Consider the following 15,605-nt stretch of genomic DNA (forward strand, 5'->3'; position numbering starts at 1 on the left):
CATGCTTTTGAAATTTAGGTTTTTTCTTTTTACGATCATATTATACATTCCTTTTGCTGTCTGGAGCCAAACAACCGACAGCGTATTGGCTCAGCAAGAAATTAACCCCGTCGATATCCATGCTTATTTTAGCAAGCAACCTATTCTGGAACTAACAGCAGCAGCACAAACAATAAACTCAGGACTTCTAGAAGCACAACAGACTACAACTTTACTTCCGGCCCTCAATACCGTAGCAGGTGTGCGGATGGAAGAACGTTCGCCAGGAAGCTATCGTCTGGCGATGCGCGGAAGTCTTATCCGATCCGCTTTTGGGATTCGAAATACAAAAATATATGTAGATGATTTTCCACTGACCGACGCGGGAGGTAATACGTATCTAAACCTTCTCGACCCAGCGGGTATAGATGCTATACATATTATTAAGGGCCCTGATGGTTCTTTATATGGTGCTAATTCCGGCGGTGTTATTAATATAGCCCCGAACGGTTTCGACGTGCGCAAAAATCGTAGCTCTGTCTTATTAAGTGGCGGATCATTTGGCTTGTTTCAAGAACAGCTTTCTGTGCAGCGTAAAGTAACAGATAATTACAGTTTCTCTTTCGATCAGTCGTTTACGCGATCGGATGGATACCGTGATAATACGGCATTGAATAAGAAAACATTCCAAACGGCTCATCGTTGGAAATACTCGCCCAAAAACGAAATTCGTTTTTTTGCTCTGTATAGTGACTTGGGTTACCGTACGCCCGGCGGCCTGACACAAGCGCAAATGGATGAAAATCCACGTATGTCCCGTCCGGCGGTTGGTTCAAATCCAGGAGCTAAAGAACAACAAGCCGGAATTTATAACAAAACGTTTTATGGTGGGATTGCACACCACGCACAACTGAATAATAAGTTATCACACACCGTCAGCATATTTGGTTCGAATACGGATTTCGAAAATCCGTTTATTACCAATTACGAATATCGAACGGAGAATAATCTCGGCCTCCGCACGTATTTCTCGTACAGAAACGAAGATATGCAGCATTTTCAATGGCAAATGCAGCTTGGTTTTGAAGGACAAAAAGGATGGAATAAAATTGACAACTACAATAATGAAGGGGGAATCTCCACCTCGCCGCAGGCAAAAGATGACTTAGACAATGTACAAAGTAGCTTCTTCTACAGGGTCATGGCAAAACTACATCAACGATGGACTATGGAAGGTTCACTCGGGTTAAACCAGTCGAAAATAACGTATCGTCAACACTATCCAGAGATAATAAATCCAAACGGGATTATCAATTTTGGGAGTATATGGATGCCAAGGATAGCGACTTCCTATCTCCTAACGGATAGGTTAGCGTTTCGAAGCTCTATTTCCAAAGGATATTCTCCGCCAACCGTCGCGGAGGTTCGGTCTTCAGACAATATCATCAATACTGAACTGGGTCCGGAAAAAGGCACTAGTTATGAAATCGGCGCGCGTTTGGAAACAAAAAGTAGACGATTTATCGCTGATCTTAGTTTTTATCACTACTATATGCAAAATGGCATTGTTCGACAATTGCGGGAAAACGGTGCGGAATATTTTATCAATTCGGGCGAAATGAAACAGAAAGGTATCGAAGCCGCTGTTTGGGCATATATACTGGCACCGCAAACGGACAGATTTATTCAGGTTCTAAATCTACATACCAGTGCTTCCTATAGCCATTACCGTTTCGGGAAATACCGTGTAGACGACAATGATTTTTCTCGTAATAAGGTCACAGCGGTACCAGACTGGGTATGGACAAACACGTTAATTATGGTTTTCCCCAAGCAATTCGGGTTAAATATTTCCCATAATTTTACGTCCGCCATGCCGTTGAATGACGCCAATAGTGTATTTTCAGAAAAATTCCATTTGATACAAGCTAAAGGAATATGGAACTGGCGATTAAAAAACAAGCAGCAGTTACAATTCTTCGTCGGTGTCGACAATCTGTTAAATGAAAGATACAGTCTAGGAAACGATATTAATGCTTTTGGCAATCGATTTTTCAACCCCGCGCCTACTCGGAATTATTACGGCGGGATGAAAGTGACTTTATAAAATCACTTTTTATTCCATCTCCAATAATGTTTCCAGATGATGATGGCCAATACCGAAATATGCCTTCGTGGATTTTATTTTTTCCAGAATCTCCTGCTGTTTTCGAGTCTCGACAATTTTTTTCTCACCCACTATCAGTACATTTTTTGGTGTGTGGGCATCCGATACAAATTGAAAGACTTTGGTTTGATAACCAAAATACTCCATAATCAACGCCCTTAACCCATCGGTAACCATTTCAGCCTGACGCTCCATAAAAATTCCATGTTTCACCAAAAAGTCAACTTCATTTTTCACTTTGGACTTTTCCATCTCCCGACGGATTTGTTTATGACAACATGGTGCAACCACAATCAGATCTGCATCGTGCCTAATACCTTTAGCTATAGCATCATCCGTAGCCGTATCACAAGCATGTAAAGCAATTAAAATATCTAAATCATTTTGGGGTTGATAGTCTTCTATTGCACTTCGTATAAAAAGCAAATCTTTGAAATTTGTTTTGGCGGCAATCTGATTACATAACTCCACTAGATCTTTACGATATTCAACCCCTATCAAAGAAGTCCTCTTTTGAAGCGTATGTACTAAGTAATCGTATAAAGCAAATGTCAAATAACCTTTCCCAGCGCCCATATCGACTACATTTAATGTCTCTCTAGGCGGCAGGCGCTGCAATATAGAACTTAGTATTTCTATATAATGGTTAATTTGTTTCCATTTATCTTGCGCGTTTTTATACACATTCCCTGCGGCATCCGTCAGCTTTAGCTCTTGTAAATAAACCTTGTCAGCGCTATCTAACTTTCGTTCTTTTTGTTTATCGTGCGTAAGGACAACAGGTTTCTTAGCTGTTGGATTCTCTTGCCTAAGAGACCATACTCCTTTTTTAGTAAATTGACATAAAAGGTTTACCGTTTCTGTAAATAAAGTTGCCACCCGAAATCCTTCGACTTTTAAAAGCCCTTGTATCTCCATGATAGCCGTCTCTATTTCAAAGTTTTGAGTAATGTCTTGTGTTTTATAACGAAAAACAAATGATAGTTTCTTTTCTCGCTTTATAATAACTGGTTTGATATATACATTTTTTAAATATAGCTCTGTTCCATTATAGTCTCCTAAGGAAATTTTAATAAACTCCTCGCGTTGAAGAGATTCTCGAATTTTATCAAAAAAGCTGGCATAATTATCCATAACGCAAAGATAGAGAATATAAAGAAATTGTACCTTTGTACTATGCAATATCCTAAAATCAAAGCTGTCTTTTTCGATATAGACGGTACGCTTCTAAGTTTCAAGACACACCAAGTTCCTGTCTCTACCCAAAAGGCAATTGAACAATTGCAAAGACAGGGAATTAAAGTCATTTTATCGACCGGCCGTTCCATTAATAGCATCGATCATGTTAAGTTTCTGGATTTCGATGGGTTTATCACCTTTAACGGCGGTTATTGCGTAACCCAAGAAAGCGATGTACTTTTTAAACAAGCTATACACCCAAATGATATAAAAGCCGTCCTGGACTACATCAAAGAACGTCCGTTGAGTTTTTCCCTGATGTCCGAGAAAGAAATTACTATTTATGATGTAACACCGGAAATAGCGGGAATGTATGCGCACTTAAATCTTCCTGTTCCGCCTTTGGTAGACATGAACAAAGTTGATCCGGCCAGTATTTTGCAAACCAATATATTCCTTGGACCGGAAGAAGAGGAAGACTTTATGCAAAATGTTATGCCTAATTCGGTAGCCTCCAGATGGACGCCTCTTTTTGCCGATGTGAATCCTAAAGGACAGAGCAAACAAGTAGGAATAGATATTTTCTGTAAGCATTTCGGTATAGATATCACGCAGACCATGGCCTTTGGAGACGGCGGAAATGATATTACCATGCTAAAGCACGTGTCGATTGGCGTTGCTATGGGGAATGCTAATCCGGAAGTGAAGGAAATTGCAGATTACATTACAACAGATGTAGACAACGACGGTATCTGGAATGCCTTACATTACTTTAAGGTGATATGATATCGTTTGGGGCGCTATTTGCGCCCCAAATGCATTATTCTTCTACAAAATTTTCTTTTGCTGCCAAATAGCGTTCGGCTTCTAATGCGGCCATACAGCCTGTACCGGCTGCAGTAATCGCTTGGCGATATACATGATCTTGCACATCTCCACTGGCAAAGACACCCGGTATATTGGTCGCGGTACTGTCCGGTTTTGTAATCAGATACCCAGTCTCATCCATATCAAGGACATCCTTAAATAGCTCTGTATTTGGCTTATGTCCAATGGCTACAAAGAATCCTGTAATGTCTAGATGTTTCACTTCCTGTGTTTGATTATTGATGACACGAACACCGGTAACACCCGTTTCGTTTCCTAATATCTCCTCTGCCTCGGTATTGTATATGATCTCGATATTGGGCGTATTCATTACGCGATGTACCATCGCTTTGGATGCCCTAAATTCATCTCGACGCACTAACATATATACTTTCCTACACAACTTGGCTAAGTATGTTGCCTCTTCCGCTGCAGTATCTCCAGCACCTACAATCGCGACATCTTGACCTTTGAAAAAGAAACCATCGCAGACTGCACAAGCAGAGACGCCAAATCCATTATATTTCTCTTCCGAAGGCAACCCTAACCATTTCGCGGTCGCACCCGTGGCAATAATAACCGTTTCCGCCGACACCCAAGTTGAACCGTCAATCTCTACCCGGTGTGTTCCTCCATCTTTGGAAAATTCAACTTTCGTCGCATAACCAAAACGTACCTCTGTTCCGAAACGTTCAGCCTGCGCCTTTAGATCCTCCATTAAAACGGGTCCTGTGATACCTTGGGGGTATCCTGGAAAATTATCTACTTCGGTTGTTTGTGTCAATTGTCCTCCAGGAACAATACCTGTATATATTACGGGTTTTAAATCAGCTCTAGCTGCATAAATAGCCGCGGTATAACCCGCAGGCCCGGATCCAATAATCAAACACTGTAAGTGTTCTATTCCTTCTGTATTTGTCATTTTATTTTCATTGTTCAAAACTTATTTCCCAAATTTTCCCTGAAGCTGTTTGAGCATGTCTTCTGTAATGGGTCTAGCAGGAACCTGTTCCTTATGTGGACGGTCCTTGTTTACCTCCACTCTATTATTTTGCTGTTGTTCTTTCTTTTTATGTCGGTGCGCATTCCATAACTTTTCCAACACCTTCTTCGTATATAGAGGAAAATCACCTTGTTGCATCCAAGCATAATAACTGGGTTCTACATCAAACACATGAACAACTTTTCTACCTTTGTGTTTACCAAAATTGATGCAGGGGTCGCCGTCCTCATCATAGACTAAGCGGCCGGCAAAGTCAACCGGATTGCTCAAATTGGTAAATCGATGTAAAGCTTCTACATCATTCACTACAGGTGTCGTCACATTCCCATGTTTATCCTCAAAAATTGCCCCTTCGTATTTTGATAACTGAGCTTTTAGTACCTCGTATGTAGCACGTACATCAGCTTCCGCAGTATGTGCATTCTCCAAAGGTGTATCACAATAAAACTTGTAAGCAGCTTTCAAGGTTCGTTGTTCCATTTGATGGAAAATATTCTGCACGTCGACAAAAGCCCTTCCTTCTAACGAAAAATCCACTCCTGCGCGCAAAAACTCCTCCATCAACATCGGTACATCGAATTTATTAGAGTTATAGCCCGCTAGATCAGCGTCTTCTATGAAGTTTTTAATTTCCTCCGCTCGTTCTCTAAACGGTGGGAGATCTTTCACATCTTCATCATAGATCCCGTGAAACATCGAAGACTCAGCAGGTATTGGCATTTCGGGGTTAACCTTAATCGTCAATACCTCCTCTTTGCCTCCTGGTGATATTTTTAATATGGATAACTCAACGATACGATCCACGGCAATATTTACACCCGTAGTTTCCAAATCAAAAAAGGCCAAGGGGCGTTTTAATTGTAATTCCATCTGATAGCGATTGATTATAAACTCTCTTACAACAAATGTACAAAACTCTTTGGTCTTGTTAAACATCTACCCGATTAATGACAGAATTATCACGGTAAATCAAAAAATCCCCAGCTTTCGCCGGGGATTTGCCTTTTATAAGATTAATGACTGTTTTATCCCAATATATTTTTCAACGTATTTACTTGATGATCGGCTAGTTTTTGAAGGGGGCTAGAAGCCATCATCTTCATCATCATATTAAGTTCAGCCTCAATCACAAACGTTGCATTTGTGGTGTCTATACCTTTGTCTTCTAGTTTCCAGCGTAAAGTGAGTGCAAAAGGCGCTTCTTCAATAGGTAGACAAACGATTTCCTTATTCACTATCCGCTGGCTGATTTTCAAGGCAAGTTTTGCCATATTCTTGATCGTAAAACGAGCCTCGTCCTCCGTTGACGACCAATTGTGGATATTGTCGGGCATAAGCTGCTCATGGTTGTTCATGTCAGCCAAAAACGCATAAACCGCTTCTATGGGTTTATGAATATCAACATTGTTTTGAATGATCGTCATGCGCTTCTTTTCTATATTTTATTGTCCTGTCCAAATAGACGGATCTTTACGCCACTGTTCCAACAATGTCACATCAGATTCCAAAATATAGCCGTTGTCAACAGCTACCTTAATTAATGCATCGTAGTTACATAAGCTAAAGAAAGGACATTTTGCATCTGTAAAATTTTTTACCGCTTCGTCAAATCCATAAGTAAAAATGGAAACCAACCCTACTACATTACATCCTGCTTCCCGCAACGCTTCCACTGCTAATAAACTGCTTTTTCCTGTAGAAATCAAATCTTCTACGACGACCACGCGCTGCCCGCTAACAACTTCTCCTTCGATAAGGTTCTGACGGCCATGGTCTTTCGCACTACTACGAACATACGTAAAGGGTAAACCTAGGTCTTGGGCAACCAACACACCTTGAGGTATTCCCGCCGTTGCTACACCCGATATCATTTCTACGGTTCCAAACTCTTCTTGAATCAACTGAGATAGTTGTTGGCGAATATAAGTTCGGATTGCCGGATGTGATAATGCGATACGATTATCACAATAAATTGGAGATTTCCAACCTGACGCCCAAACAAAAGGGTTTTTAGGTTGTAATTTTATTGCTTTAATTTGCAATAAGGATTCAGCAATTTTTTGTTCAACCTCATTTAAATTATTCATGGCACAAATTTATAAAATTTATATGAACGAATCTCAGCTTATTTTGGCTGATTTTCTTCCAAAGAAACTGTCCAATATTCAAACAATTGGTTTACAAGACATTGATCTTGAAAAACTTTTTCAAGCATCCAAACAGAAAGCAACGAAGGGTATTACCTATTTATATATACACCGTGATGTAGAGAAAGTTTTCAAATCGATCTCGCAAAAGCCTGAAATTATCAAAGCTGCTGGAGGATTGGTCAAAAATGGTGAAGGTGAATATTTGTTTATACATCGATTGGGAAAGTGGGATCTACCCAAAGGCAAAGTAGAGAACAACGAAAAGATGAAAGAGACGGCTGTTCGCGAGGTAGAGGAAGAATGTGGGATTCGTATCAATTACCTCGGCCCAAAGCTCCAAACAACCTATCATATCTACATGATGCGTGGAAATTTTGTATTGAAACAAACCAACTGGTACGAAATGGGCGTAAATAAGTCGCCGAAGTTGATTCCACAAACTGAGGAAGATATTACAGAGGCGAAATGGATTGGAAAGAAAGATTTCGATACCGTATTGGAAAACACTTATCCGCTTATTGCTCAAATTTTGAAGAGCGTATGAAGGGCGCAGGCTTTGCCTCTGCATAAAAATAAAAACTAGGGGGACAATTGTCCCCCTAGTTCGCTAACACAAAACTAAACTACATAAAAACATCTACGATATTAGCCTTCCTTATTTTCTGTATCAGGCGTTTGTTTTTCTATCATTCCTCTTTTTCTAAATTCGCCTTTTGTTCCTCTAAATTTTCCCTTACGACGGTGCGCATAGCTTTCTTTCAATCGTTGTTGTTGCTCTGGCGTCAATATCTCTCCCATTTTTTTCTGAGAATCTTTCATTTCTTCGCGCCATTTGCTTTGCAGTTTTTTCATCTCATCCCGATGGGCAACTGCTTGTTTTGCTTGTTCCAATTGAACACTATATACTTCGGTGCGCTGCGCATCCGTAAATTTCAAACGCTTATCTAATTGCTCCGTTTTTACCTTTGCAATCTCTTCAGGCGTGCGATTTGCTATTTTTCTCTCTGTCCGGGGATGTTTACGCTCTCTCTTAAAGGAACGCTCTGTATCTTTCTGCTCCTGCGCGAATGTGGCTAAACCAATTCCGACAAATAGTGCGGCTAACGATAATGTCTTTTTCATAATATTTATTTTAGTTATACTTCTGTTTCTTTAAAGTAGTAGATTCCGAAACATAGCAAACGTTTAATACAAAGCCGTTAAATAATGTTAACAGTCAAACTCTACACAAAAAAATAAACAAGTTAAAATCAGTCAGTTTGTAAAAACAGTAAAAATATTTTTTGGAAAACCTAAAACATCTCCTATATTTGCAAAGTCAAACAAGGACACAGCACGCCCAGCTGGCGGAATTGGTAGACGCGTTGGTCTCAAACACCAATATCTTCGGATGTGCCGGTTCGACTCCGGCGCTGGGTACTAAGAGATCCCTTCTATGTATGTAGAAGGGATCTCTTACGTTAATACATACACAGCAACCGACAAGTAACGAAAAGCATTAAGAATAATGTCTGCATTATAGTCTATATTTTGTACCTTTAAACAAAAAGAAATCATGTGCAATTAAAGCAGAAATTTCACGGTATCGCATCTAAATATACAAACAATGATCAGCTAATAGAGGGTTGTTGGAAAGCGCTTGAAGAATGTTATACTGCAAAGGGGAGATTCTACCATAATGCACATCATCTGGAAGAGATGATTCTTGTGCTCGATCCCGTAAAACATGAAATTCAAGATAGAGATTCGCTGCTTTTATCCGTTTTCTATCACGATATCATCTACAATCCTACAGCGGTAGATAATGAAGAAAAAAGTGCTGACAGCGCTCAAAAACAACTTAAAAGGCTGTGTGTCCCAGCTGAAAAAATCCATCTTATATCGGAACAGATCATGGCGACGAAAACACATGAGAAGTCCGATGACACAGACACCAATTTCTTACTCGATGCAGATCTATGTGTATTAGGGAAATCTTGGAGAAAATACCTGATCTACAGTAACCAAATACGAAAAGAATATGCTATTTATCCCGACGCCGTTTACAAGCAGGGAAGAAAAAAGGTACTGACACATTTGCTTCATTTAAAAGAGATATTTAAGACTGATTTCTTTCAGGACAAGTATGAACATCAGGCCAGAGAAAATATACGTAAGGAAATAGAAAGATTATAAACACATCCTTCTATATTGTCGACAATATAAAAATTTCCCAAAACAATTCCCCCTTCCAACCGTTATTCTTACGACTTCTTATTGGCTTTTTAGAAGTTTTCCCTAGTATTATTATTTTTTAATAAAAACATCTACATGTATAAAAAAAGGACAATAATTATATCAAATCGATTACCCGTACGCATTGAAAAACATGAAGAAGAGCTTAAATTTATCCCCAGCGAAGGAGGCCTAGCGACGGGACTAGGCTCCATTTACAAAAAAGACAATAATATATGGATCGGATGGCCAGGATACACACCTGATTCCGAAGAAGAAAAGGAAATCATCAAAGAAAAACTAAAAGAATTAAATCTTATTCCTGTTTTTCTCACATCAGAACAAATAGAAGGATATTATGAAGGGTTTTCAAACGAAGTGTTATGGCCTATCTTCCACCATCGATTGTCTTACGCTATATATAAGCAAGAAAACTGGCAATATTACAAAGAGGTAAATCAGGCATTTTGTGATACGATATGGGCACAGCAGCTGGACGCGAAAGATGAAATATGGATCCATGATTACCAACTAATGTTGCTTCCAAAATTGATCCGACAGGACGATGAAAAAATATCCATTGGTTATTTTCAGCATATTCCCTTCCCTCCCGACGAAATATTTCGATGTATCCCGTGGCGGAATGAATTATTGGAAGGGGTGTTGGGTGCTGACCTGATCGCCTTCCACACTTATAATGACACACAGCACTTCCTAAATGCCTGTACGCATATTATAGGTCTTACAATAAAAAACAACTCCTTACAAGTGGGTGACCGGAGTGTCTATGTAGAAGTTTATCCAATGGGCATAGACTATAACAAGTTCAGCTCGCTCGCGGAAAGCCCAGAAGTCCAAGTCCGAGCAAGATCCATAAAAGAACAATATCAAAACCGTAAAATCATTCTCTCTATTGACAGACTGGATTATAGCAAAGGTATATTGGAACGGTTGCATGCTTTTGAAAACTTTCTGATCAACTGGCCGGAATACCATAACCGGGTTGTTCTATATATGTTGGTCGTACCTTCCAGAGATACCGTTCCGCAATATAAGCGGCTTCGAGATGAAATAGATAGGATGGCTGGCCATATCAATGCTGTATACGGTACAAACGAATGGACACCCATTGCTTATTATTATAACGCGTATCCAGTCGAAGAGTTGTCCGCGCTTTACACCGCTGCTGATATATGCTTGGTCACTTCGCTTCGAGACGGCATGAATCTGGTTTGTAAAGAATATATTGCCAGTAAAGAAAATAGTCTAGGTGTGTTAATCTTAAGCGAATTGGCAGGAGCTTCTAAAGAACTAGTAGACGCCATTCAAATCAATCCGAACGCTATCGACGAAATTAGCAATGCCATTGCACAAGCTTTGCAAATGCCTAAAGGAGAACAACGGAAGCGGATGGATGACAGCATCGAAATTGTTAGGAAATTCAACATTAACCATTGGGTCAAGCTCTTTTTTAATCGATTGCGCGAAATTAAAATTATCCAGCGAAATGAGATGTCGCGAAAGGTACGTGATGAAGTCAGGGAAACGATTTTCGATGCCTACCAGAATAGTAAAAAACGCCTATTTTTTCTAGATTACGACGGTACATTAATCGGTTTCCATAAAGATGCCGACGCAGCCGTTCCCACAACTGGATTATACAGTATTTTAGAGAAATTACAGTCGGATGATGCAAATCAAATCGTCATCATCAGCGGACGTCCGCGGGAAACATTGGAGCGTTGGTTCGGTGACAAAGATTATTATCTGGTAGCCGAACATGGCGCATGGACGAATTATCCAGCATACAAATGGATACCTCGATCCCAGCTTTCAACCCGATGGAAAATCCCGGTAAAACATATCATGATTAAGTTTGCCAACATTACTGCGGGCGCATCCATCGAAGAGAAAACATACTCCCTTGCATGGCATTATAGAAAAGCACAACAAGGACTGGGACAACTGCGTTCACAAGAACTGGTCGATTCGTTGCGTTACCTAATTCCACATCACGGATTACAGCTACTTCAAGGTGACAAGGTAATCGAGGTGAAAAATGGTGAAGTAAACAAAGGTATGGCTGCCTTGGAAATTGTTAATGCCTATGACCCTGATTTTATTTTCGCTATCGGTGACGATGTGACGGACGAAGATATGTTCATCGAACTTCCCACCGGGGCTTTTACGGTAAAAGTAGGCAATAAAAAATCAGAAGCGCAGTTTTATGTAGAAAGTCAGGAAGAAGCAGTTAAACTCGTCCATTATTTTGTAGAAAAAATCGAATCAGAACAAAAAAACAATAACTCCGGTCAAACGATACATATATGAACCAAACGACAAGACACAGATATAACTCCGGCATTATAGGCAACTGCGCCTATATCGCACATATCGAAAAGGACACCAATGTTAACTGGTTATGTTGGCCTTCCTTCCAAGACTCTTTTGTATTTGGCGGCTTGCTGGATAAAAAACTTGGGGGGACATTCCGCGTTGTACCAACCGAACAGACAATAAACAGCAAGCAATTCTATCTGGAGAATACTAATATTTTATGTACCGAAATACAAACAAAAGATGGCGTTTATCAAGTCACCGATTTCGCTCCTCGATTCGAACAATATGAACGTTATTATAAGCCGCTAACCCTTATTCGGAAAATTACTCCGATGCGGGGTAACCCCAAAATACGCGTGATATGTGAGCCTACCTACGAGTATGGGAGTAAGCCCTTTCATAGATACCGGGGTAGTAACCACGTACAATTTGAGATGGAGCACATTAAGATGCGTCTTGCGACCAATATGCCAGTTAGCCATTTCTTTGACGACAACGCTCATGTCTTAAGCCAACCGATCTATTTAATAATGACATATGGAAGCCCGTTTGAGGCCCCTATAGCACGTACCGCGGAGGATTTTCTCCTACGTACGAAGGAATATTGGCATAAATGGGTGAAGAATGCATCGATACCTGCCTTTTATCAGAAAGAAGTCATACGTTCAGCTCTCACGCTCAAGCTCCATCAATATGAAGATACTGGAGCTATCATCGCCGCAAGTACCACAAGTCTGCCAGAGTACCCCGGATCTGGACGTAATTGGGACTATAGATTTTGTTGGTTGCGTGATAGCTACTATGTACTAACCGCACTTAGCCACTTAGGGCAGTTTGAGGAAATGGAGAAATATGCATCGTATATCGCCAATATTACCCAGAATGATACGGGCAGGTTGCAACCGCTCTATGGTATTATGGGACAGTCAGACTTAGAAGAGTATACCATTCCCTATCTAGAAGGCTATTTAGGGAATAAACCTATCCGTGTCGGCAATCAAGCTTCGGAACACATTCAGAATGACGTATACGGACAAGCACTTATCGCGTTACTTCCCTTGTTTTCAGACCATCGCTTTCGCCATCAGAATTTGCACGCCGCAAAATCATGGACATCTCTTATTCTTCAAAAAATGGCACAGACCATCGACGAGAAAGATGCGGGAATATGGGAATTCAGGAATTTCCAGAATCGGCATTGTTATTCAAACTTATTCCAATGGGCAGGTGCTACGGCAGCGCTTAAAATCGCCAAACAATATGGTTTTCAAGACATTGAGCAACAAGCAAATACCATCCGCGAACAAGCGGAAAAACATATAGAAAGTTGTTACGATACAGAGAGAAATGTGTATACGAATGCTACCGAAAGCGAAAGTCTGGACGCCTCTACGCTACAACTTATTATGATGAATTATTTAGATCCCTCATCAGAGAAAGCAAAGAAACATCTGGAACAACTGGAACAGGAATTAAAAGGCAAACACGGTTTGTTTTATCGCTATTTGCACAAGGACGACTTTGGAAAACCGAAATCGACGTTTCTAGTATGTGCATTCTGGTATGTAGAGGCGTTAGCCTGTGTTGGCCGCTTAGAGGAAGCACAAGAAGTATTTAAGCAACTGCTATCCTTCGCGAACCATCTTATGCTTTTCAGTGAAGATGTCCATGAAGACGACGGTTCGCAATGGGGTAATTTCCCGCAAGCCTACAGTCACGTAGGTTTAATAAATGCCGCTTATCGTATTTCGGTAAAATTGGACAAGCCTACTTTCTTCGATAGTTTATATGAGTAAGAGGTGACTAAGCCACCTCAAACTTATATCCTACCCCTTTCACTGTCGAGACGTAATGATCTCCGATTTTTTCGCGAAGTTTACGGATGTGCACGTCGATGGTTCTATTGGTGACCACGACAGAATCTTCCCAAATGGCTTTTAATATCTGTTCCCTCGTAAACACCTTGTTAGGCTTGGAAGCCAAAAGATAGAGCAATTCAAATTCTTTCTTTGCTAAAACGATTTTTTCATCATCGCGGTATACTAAAAAGGAATCCCTGTCGATCACCAGATCCAAAATTTCTAATTTATCTGCTTGGTCAATTCCTGACTCAGTATTGTTACGTCGCAATATAGCATTGATGCGACTCATTAACGCGCGCGGTTTAATGGGCTTAGCGATGTAGTCGTCTGCTCCGACATTAAAGCCAGCTATTTCAGAATATTCTTCGCTTCTGGCAGTGAGAAAAACCATGAATGTCTGCTTGAACTCCGGCATAGAACGCATTAACCGGCATGCCTCAATACCATCCATTTCTGGCATCATGACGTCCAAAATGATTAGATCCGGAGTAACTTGCTTTGCTACTTCTATCGCTTCCTTACCATTATATGCTTGATAAACTTGATAACCTTCTTTCGTCAGACTATAGGATATTAGGTCGACAATATCTCGCTCGTCATCTACCACTAGTATTTTTTGATTGACATTCATTATTGTTTTTTTGCTAAATTATGTACTAAATGGTAAAACAAAGTTAATAATATGTTATCAAATTGTTAACTACTTAACAGTGGTTCAATATCTTCTTAATTTAAAGTTTGCAGCAAAAACTCTTCTAAGGCCTTTCCTCTTAAATTTTTAGCTAGTATCTTTCCTTCAGGATCTATTAAATAAGATGCGGGAATCGCTTTGATTCGGTAGTTTATGACCAAATCAGAACTCCATGCCTGCAGATCAGCAACCTGAGTCCACGTCAAATTATCTGCATCGATCGCACGCATCCAGCTACCGGGATTATTATCCAACGATACGCCCAATACGGTAAACCCTCGGTCTTTAAACGTATGATACTGTTTTACAATATTGGGATTCTCCTGTCTACATGGTGCACACCAAGATGCCCAAAAATCTACCAGCACGTATTTTCCCCTAAAATCAGAAAGTTTCACCGTTTTATTATTTGGGGTAAATGATTCAATTTCTGGCGCCGGCTGCCCCACGGCCAATCGTTTTAATTTTCTAGCTTCCTCCTTAAATTGAGAGACATACCGATTATCTGTAAATCTATCTTCGATTTCATCCGCATATGCGATAATCTCCGCTTCAGCAACCTCCGGATCTAAAGTGCTCATAGCATAAAAGCCAGCAAGATTTTTATTTTGCTTCGCAAATGCTACAGCCTGTTGTGTATACGTCGACAATTTCGATTTAAATTCCGTTAGATAATCAAAGCGTAGGCTTTCAATTTCCTCGGCCGATTTATTTAAAGTCGCCTTCGCAAACGCACCTTGTAAGGAATCTTGTACAAATTCTTTACGTCGTTGATAAGGAGCAAACTCCTTTAGCGCCGAACTCAATTCGGAACCTTCTATTTGATAATCCTCAGGATTATGCATATCTGCTACAAATTTTAAGGGTTCACCAGGCGTCAAAATAACAGGATATTTATTGTTTCCTATCGCAATAGAGAGTAAGCGAGGCTGTGTAGCCTGACGTTCAAATTTAAATTCATTCCCATCCGCAAGGTACACGGAATCCAGTTTTCTATCACCTTCGTAAAAGGCAACGACCTTTACATTTCCGGGATTATCAACATGCCCAGATACATGGATCACATCGTTGTTCGAACATCCCCAGCATAATGCGATCAACAACCCAAGTAAACCAATCGTTTTCATCATTTTTATTTTTTTTGCACTACTTC

At 40.3% G+C, this 15,605-nt stretch carries 14 protein-coding genes and 1 tRNA gene; 7 read left to right on the plus strand and 8 right to left on the minus strand.

The genetic code is table 11. From position 1 onward, the window contains the following. The first annotated feature begins 1 nt into the window (after position 1). A complete protein-coding gene (locus G5B43_RS17290; RefSeq protein WP_165296051.1) occupies positions 2 to 2,086 on the plus strand; it encodes a TonB-dependent receptor in 2,085 nt (694 codons plus the stop codon). A gap of 9 nt (positions 2,087 to 2,095) precedes the next feature. Here G5B43_RS17290 and G5B43_RS17295 read toward each other — a convergent pair whose 3' ends face one another. Beyond that, the gene (locus G5B43_RS17295) at positions 2,096 to 3,280 is read right to left on the minus strand and encodes a class I SAM-dependent methyltransferase (protein ID WP_165296052.1); all 1,185 of its coding nucleotides are present in this window, start codon (positions 3,278 to 3,280) and stop codon (positions 2,096 to 2,098) included. Between the two features lie 42 nt (positions 3,281 to 3,322). Here G5B43_RS17295 and G5B43_RS17300 point away from each other — a divergent pair, with 42 nt between their 5' ends. Continuing rightward, the gene (locus G5B43_RS17300; RefSeq protein ID WP_165296053.1) at positions 3,323 to 4,111 is read left to right on the plus strand and encodes a Cof-type HAD-IIB family hydrolase; all 789 of its coding nucleotides are present in this window, start codon (positions 3,323 to 3,325) and stop codon (positions 4,109 to 4,111) included. A 34-nt stretch (positions 4,112 to 4,145) separates the two neighbouring features. Here G5B43_RS17300 and trxB read toward each other — a convergent pair whose 3' ends face one another. The 4 genes from trxB to pyrE all read right to left on the minus strand — a co-directional run bounded on the left by trxB (position 4,146) and on the right by pyrE (position 7,282). After that, on the minus strand, positions 4,146 to 5,114 hold the full coding sequence (gene trxB / locus G5B43_RS17305) for a thioredoxin-disulfide reductase (RefSeq protein WP_165296054.1): 969 nt from the start codon (positions 5,112 to 5,114) through the stop codon (positions 4,146 to 4,148). A 21-nt stretch (positions 5,115 to 5,135) separates the two neighbouring features. Continuing rightward, complete coding sequence (locus tag G5B43_RS17310) at positions 5,136 to 6,065, minus strand: 3'-5' exonuclease (RefSeq protein WP_165296055.1); 930 nt, start codon at positions 6,063 to 6,065, stop codon at positions 5,136 to 5,138. 155 nt (positions 6,066 to 6,220) lie between these two features. Beyond that, positions 6,221 to 6,619 (minus strand): SRPBCC family protein, encoded by a 399-nt coding sequence (locus G5B43_RS17315; protein ID WP_165296056.1) that lies wholly within the window; start codon positions 6,617 to 6,619, stop codon positions 6,221 to 6,223. An 18-nt stretch (positions 6,620 to 6,637) separates the two neighbouring features. Continuing rightward, positions 6,638 to 7,282: an orotate phosphoribosyltransferase gene (pyrE, locus tag G5B43_RS17320; protein WP_165296057.1), complete on the minus strand. Its 645-nt coding sequence runs from the start codon at positions 7,280 to 7,282 to the stop codon at positions 6,638 to 6,640. A 22-nt stretch (positions 7,283 to 7,304) separates the two neighbouring features. On the opposite strand from pyrE, the gene G5B43_RS17325 reads away from it, so the two are divergent. Next, positions 7,305 to 7,889 carry an NUDIX hydrolase gene (locus G5B43_RS17325; protein WP_240904905.1) on the plus strand — a complete coding sequence of 195 codons (585 nt, stop codon included), beginning with the start codon at positions 7,305 to 7,307 and terminating at the stop codon, positions 7,887 to 7,889. Between the two features lie 101 nt (positions 7,890 to 7,990). On the opposite strand, the gene G5B43_RS17330 is transcribed toward G5B43_RS17325, so the two are convergent. Then, the gene (locus G5B43_RS17330; protein ID WP_165296059.1) at positions 7,991 to 8,467 is read right to left on the minus strand and encodes a hypothetical protein; all 477 of its coding nucleotides are present in this window, start codon (positions 8,465 to 8,467) and stop codon (positions 7,991 to 7,993) included. Between the two features lie 215 nt (positions 8,468 to 8,682). Between G5B43_RS17330 and G5B43_RS17335 the strand changes: the two genes are divergently transcribed. The 4 genes from G5B43_RS17335 (at position 8,683) to G5B43_RS17350 (ending at position 13,695) form a co-directional block, all read left to right on the plus strand. After that, positions 8,683 to 8,764: transfer RNA gene (locus G5B43_RS17335), tRNA-Leu, on the plus strand. Positions 8,765 to 8,902: 138 nt separating this feature from the next. Continuing rightward, positions 8,903 to 9,520: a hypothetical protein gene (locus G5B43_RS17340; RefSeq protein WP_165296060.1), complete on the plus strand. Its 618-nt coding sequence runs from the start codon at positions 8,903 to 8,905 to the stop codon at positions 9,518 to 9,520. A 135-nt stretch (positions 9,521 to 9,655) separates the two neighbouring features. Continuing rightward, positions 9,656 to 11,890, plus strand: coding sequence for a bifunctional alpha,alpha-trehalose-phosphate synthase (UDP-forming)/trehalose-phosphatase (locus G5B43_RS17345; RefSeq protein ID WP_165296061.1), 2,235 nt, complete (start codon positions 9,656 to 9,658; stop codon positions 11,888 to 11,890). Then, positions 11,887 to 13,695 (plus strand): glycoside hydrolase family 15 protein, encoded by a 1,809-nt coding sequence (locus G5B43_RS17350; protein ID WP_165296062.1) that lies wholly within the window; start codon positions 11,887 to 11,889, stop codon positions 13,693 to 13,695. The genes G5B43_RS17345 and G5B43_RS17350 overlap by 4 nt, the downstream gene beginning before the upstream one ends. A 7-nt stretch (positions 13,696 to 13,702) precedes the next feature. On the opposite strand, the gene G5B43_RS17355 is transcribed toward G5B43_RS17350, so the two are convergent. Both G5B43_RS17355 and G5B43_RS17360 read right to left on the minus strand, forming a co-directional pair. Further along, on the minus strand, positions 13,703 to 14,392 hold the full coding sequence (locus G5B43_RS17355; protein WP_206367405.1) for a response regulator transcription factor: 690 nt from the start codon (positions 14,390 to 14,392) through the stop codon (positions 13,703 to 13,705). A gap of 95 nt (positions 14,393 to 14,487) precedes the next feature. After that, a partial coding sequence (locus G5B43_RS17360; RefSeq protein ID WP_410528493.1) for a TlpA family protein disulfide reductase occupies positions 14,488 to 15,605 on the minus strand: 1,118 nt, incomplete at its 5' end.

This window comes from Sphingobacterium sp. SGR-19 (assembly GCF_011043555.1).
In the GTDB taxonomy this organism is placed as follows: domain Bacteria; phylum Bacteroidota; class Bacteroidia; order Sphingobacteriales; family Sphingobacteriaceae; genus Sphingobacterium.

Excerpts from the sequence above, each read along its gene's own strand:
- G5B43_RS17290 (WP_165296051.1), top strand. The coding sequence starts at position 2 with ATGCTTTTGAAATTTAGGTTTTTTCTTTTTACGATCATATTATACATT.
- G5B43_RS17295 (WP_165296052.1), bottom strand. The coding sequence starts at position 3,280 with ATGGATAATTATGCCAGCTTTTTTGATAAAATTCGAGAATCTCTTCAA.
- G5B43_RS17300 (WP_165296053.1), top strand. The coding sequence starts at position 3,323 with ATGCAATATCCTAAAATCAAAGCTGTCTTTTTCGATATAGACGGTACG.
- trxB (WP_165296054.1), bottom strand. The coding sequence starts at position 5,114 with ATGACAAATACAGAAGGAATAGAACACTTACAGTGTTTGATTATTGGA.
- G5B43_RS17310 (WP_165296055.1), bottom strand. The coding sequence starts at position 6,065 with ATGGAATTACAATTAAAACGCCCCTTGGCCTTTTTTGATTTGGAAACT.
- G5B43_RS17315 (WP_165296056.1), bottom strand. The coding sequence starts at position 6,619 with ATGACGATCATTCAAAACAATGTTGATATTCATAAACCCATAGAAGCG.
- pyrE (WP_165296057.1), bottom strand. The coding sequence starts at position 7,282 with ATGAATAATTTAAATGAGGTTGAACAAAAAATTGCTGAATCCTTATTG.
- G5B43_RS17325 (WP_240904905.1), top strand. The coding sequence starts at position 7,305 with ATGAACGAATCTCAGCTTATTTTGGCTGATTTTCTTCCAAAGAAACTG.
- G5B43_RS17330 (WP_165296059.1), bottom strand. The coding sequence starts at position 8,467 with ATGAAAAAGACATTATCGTTAGCCGCACTATTTGTCGGAATTGGTTTA.
- G5B43_RS17345 (WP_165296061.1), top strand. The coding sequence starts at position 9,656 with ATGTATAAAAAAAGGACAATAATTATATCAAATCGATTACCCGTACGC.
- G5B43_RS17350 (WP_165296062.1), top strand. The coding sequence starts at position 11,887 with ATGAACCAAACGACAAGACACAGATATAACTCCGGCATTATAGGCAAC.
- G5B43_RS17355 (WP_206367405.1), bottom strand. The coding sequence starts at position 14,392 with ATGAATGTCAATCAAAAAATACTAGTGGTAGATGACGAGCGAGATATT.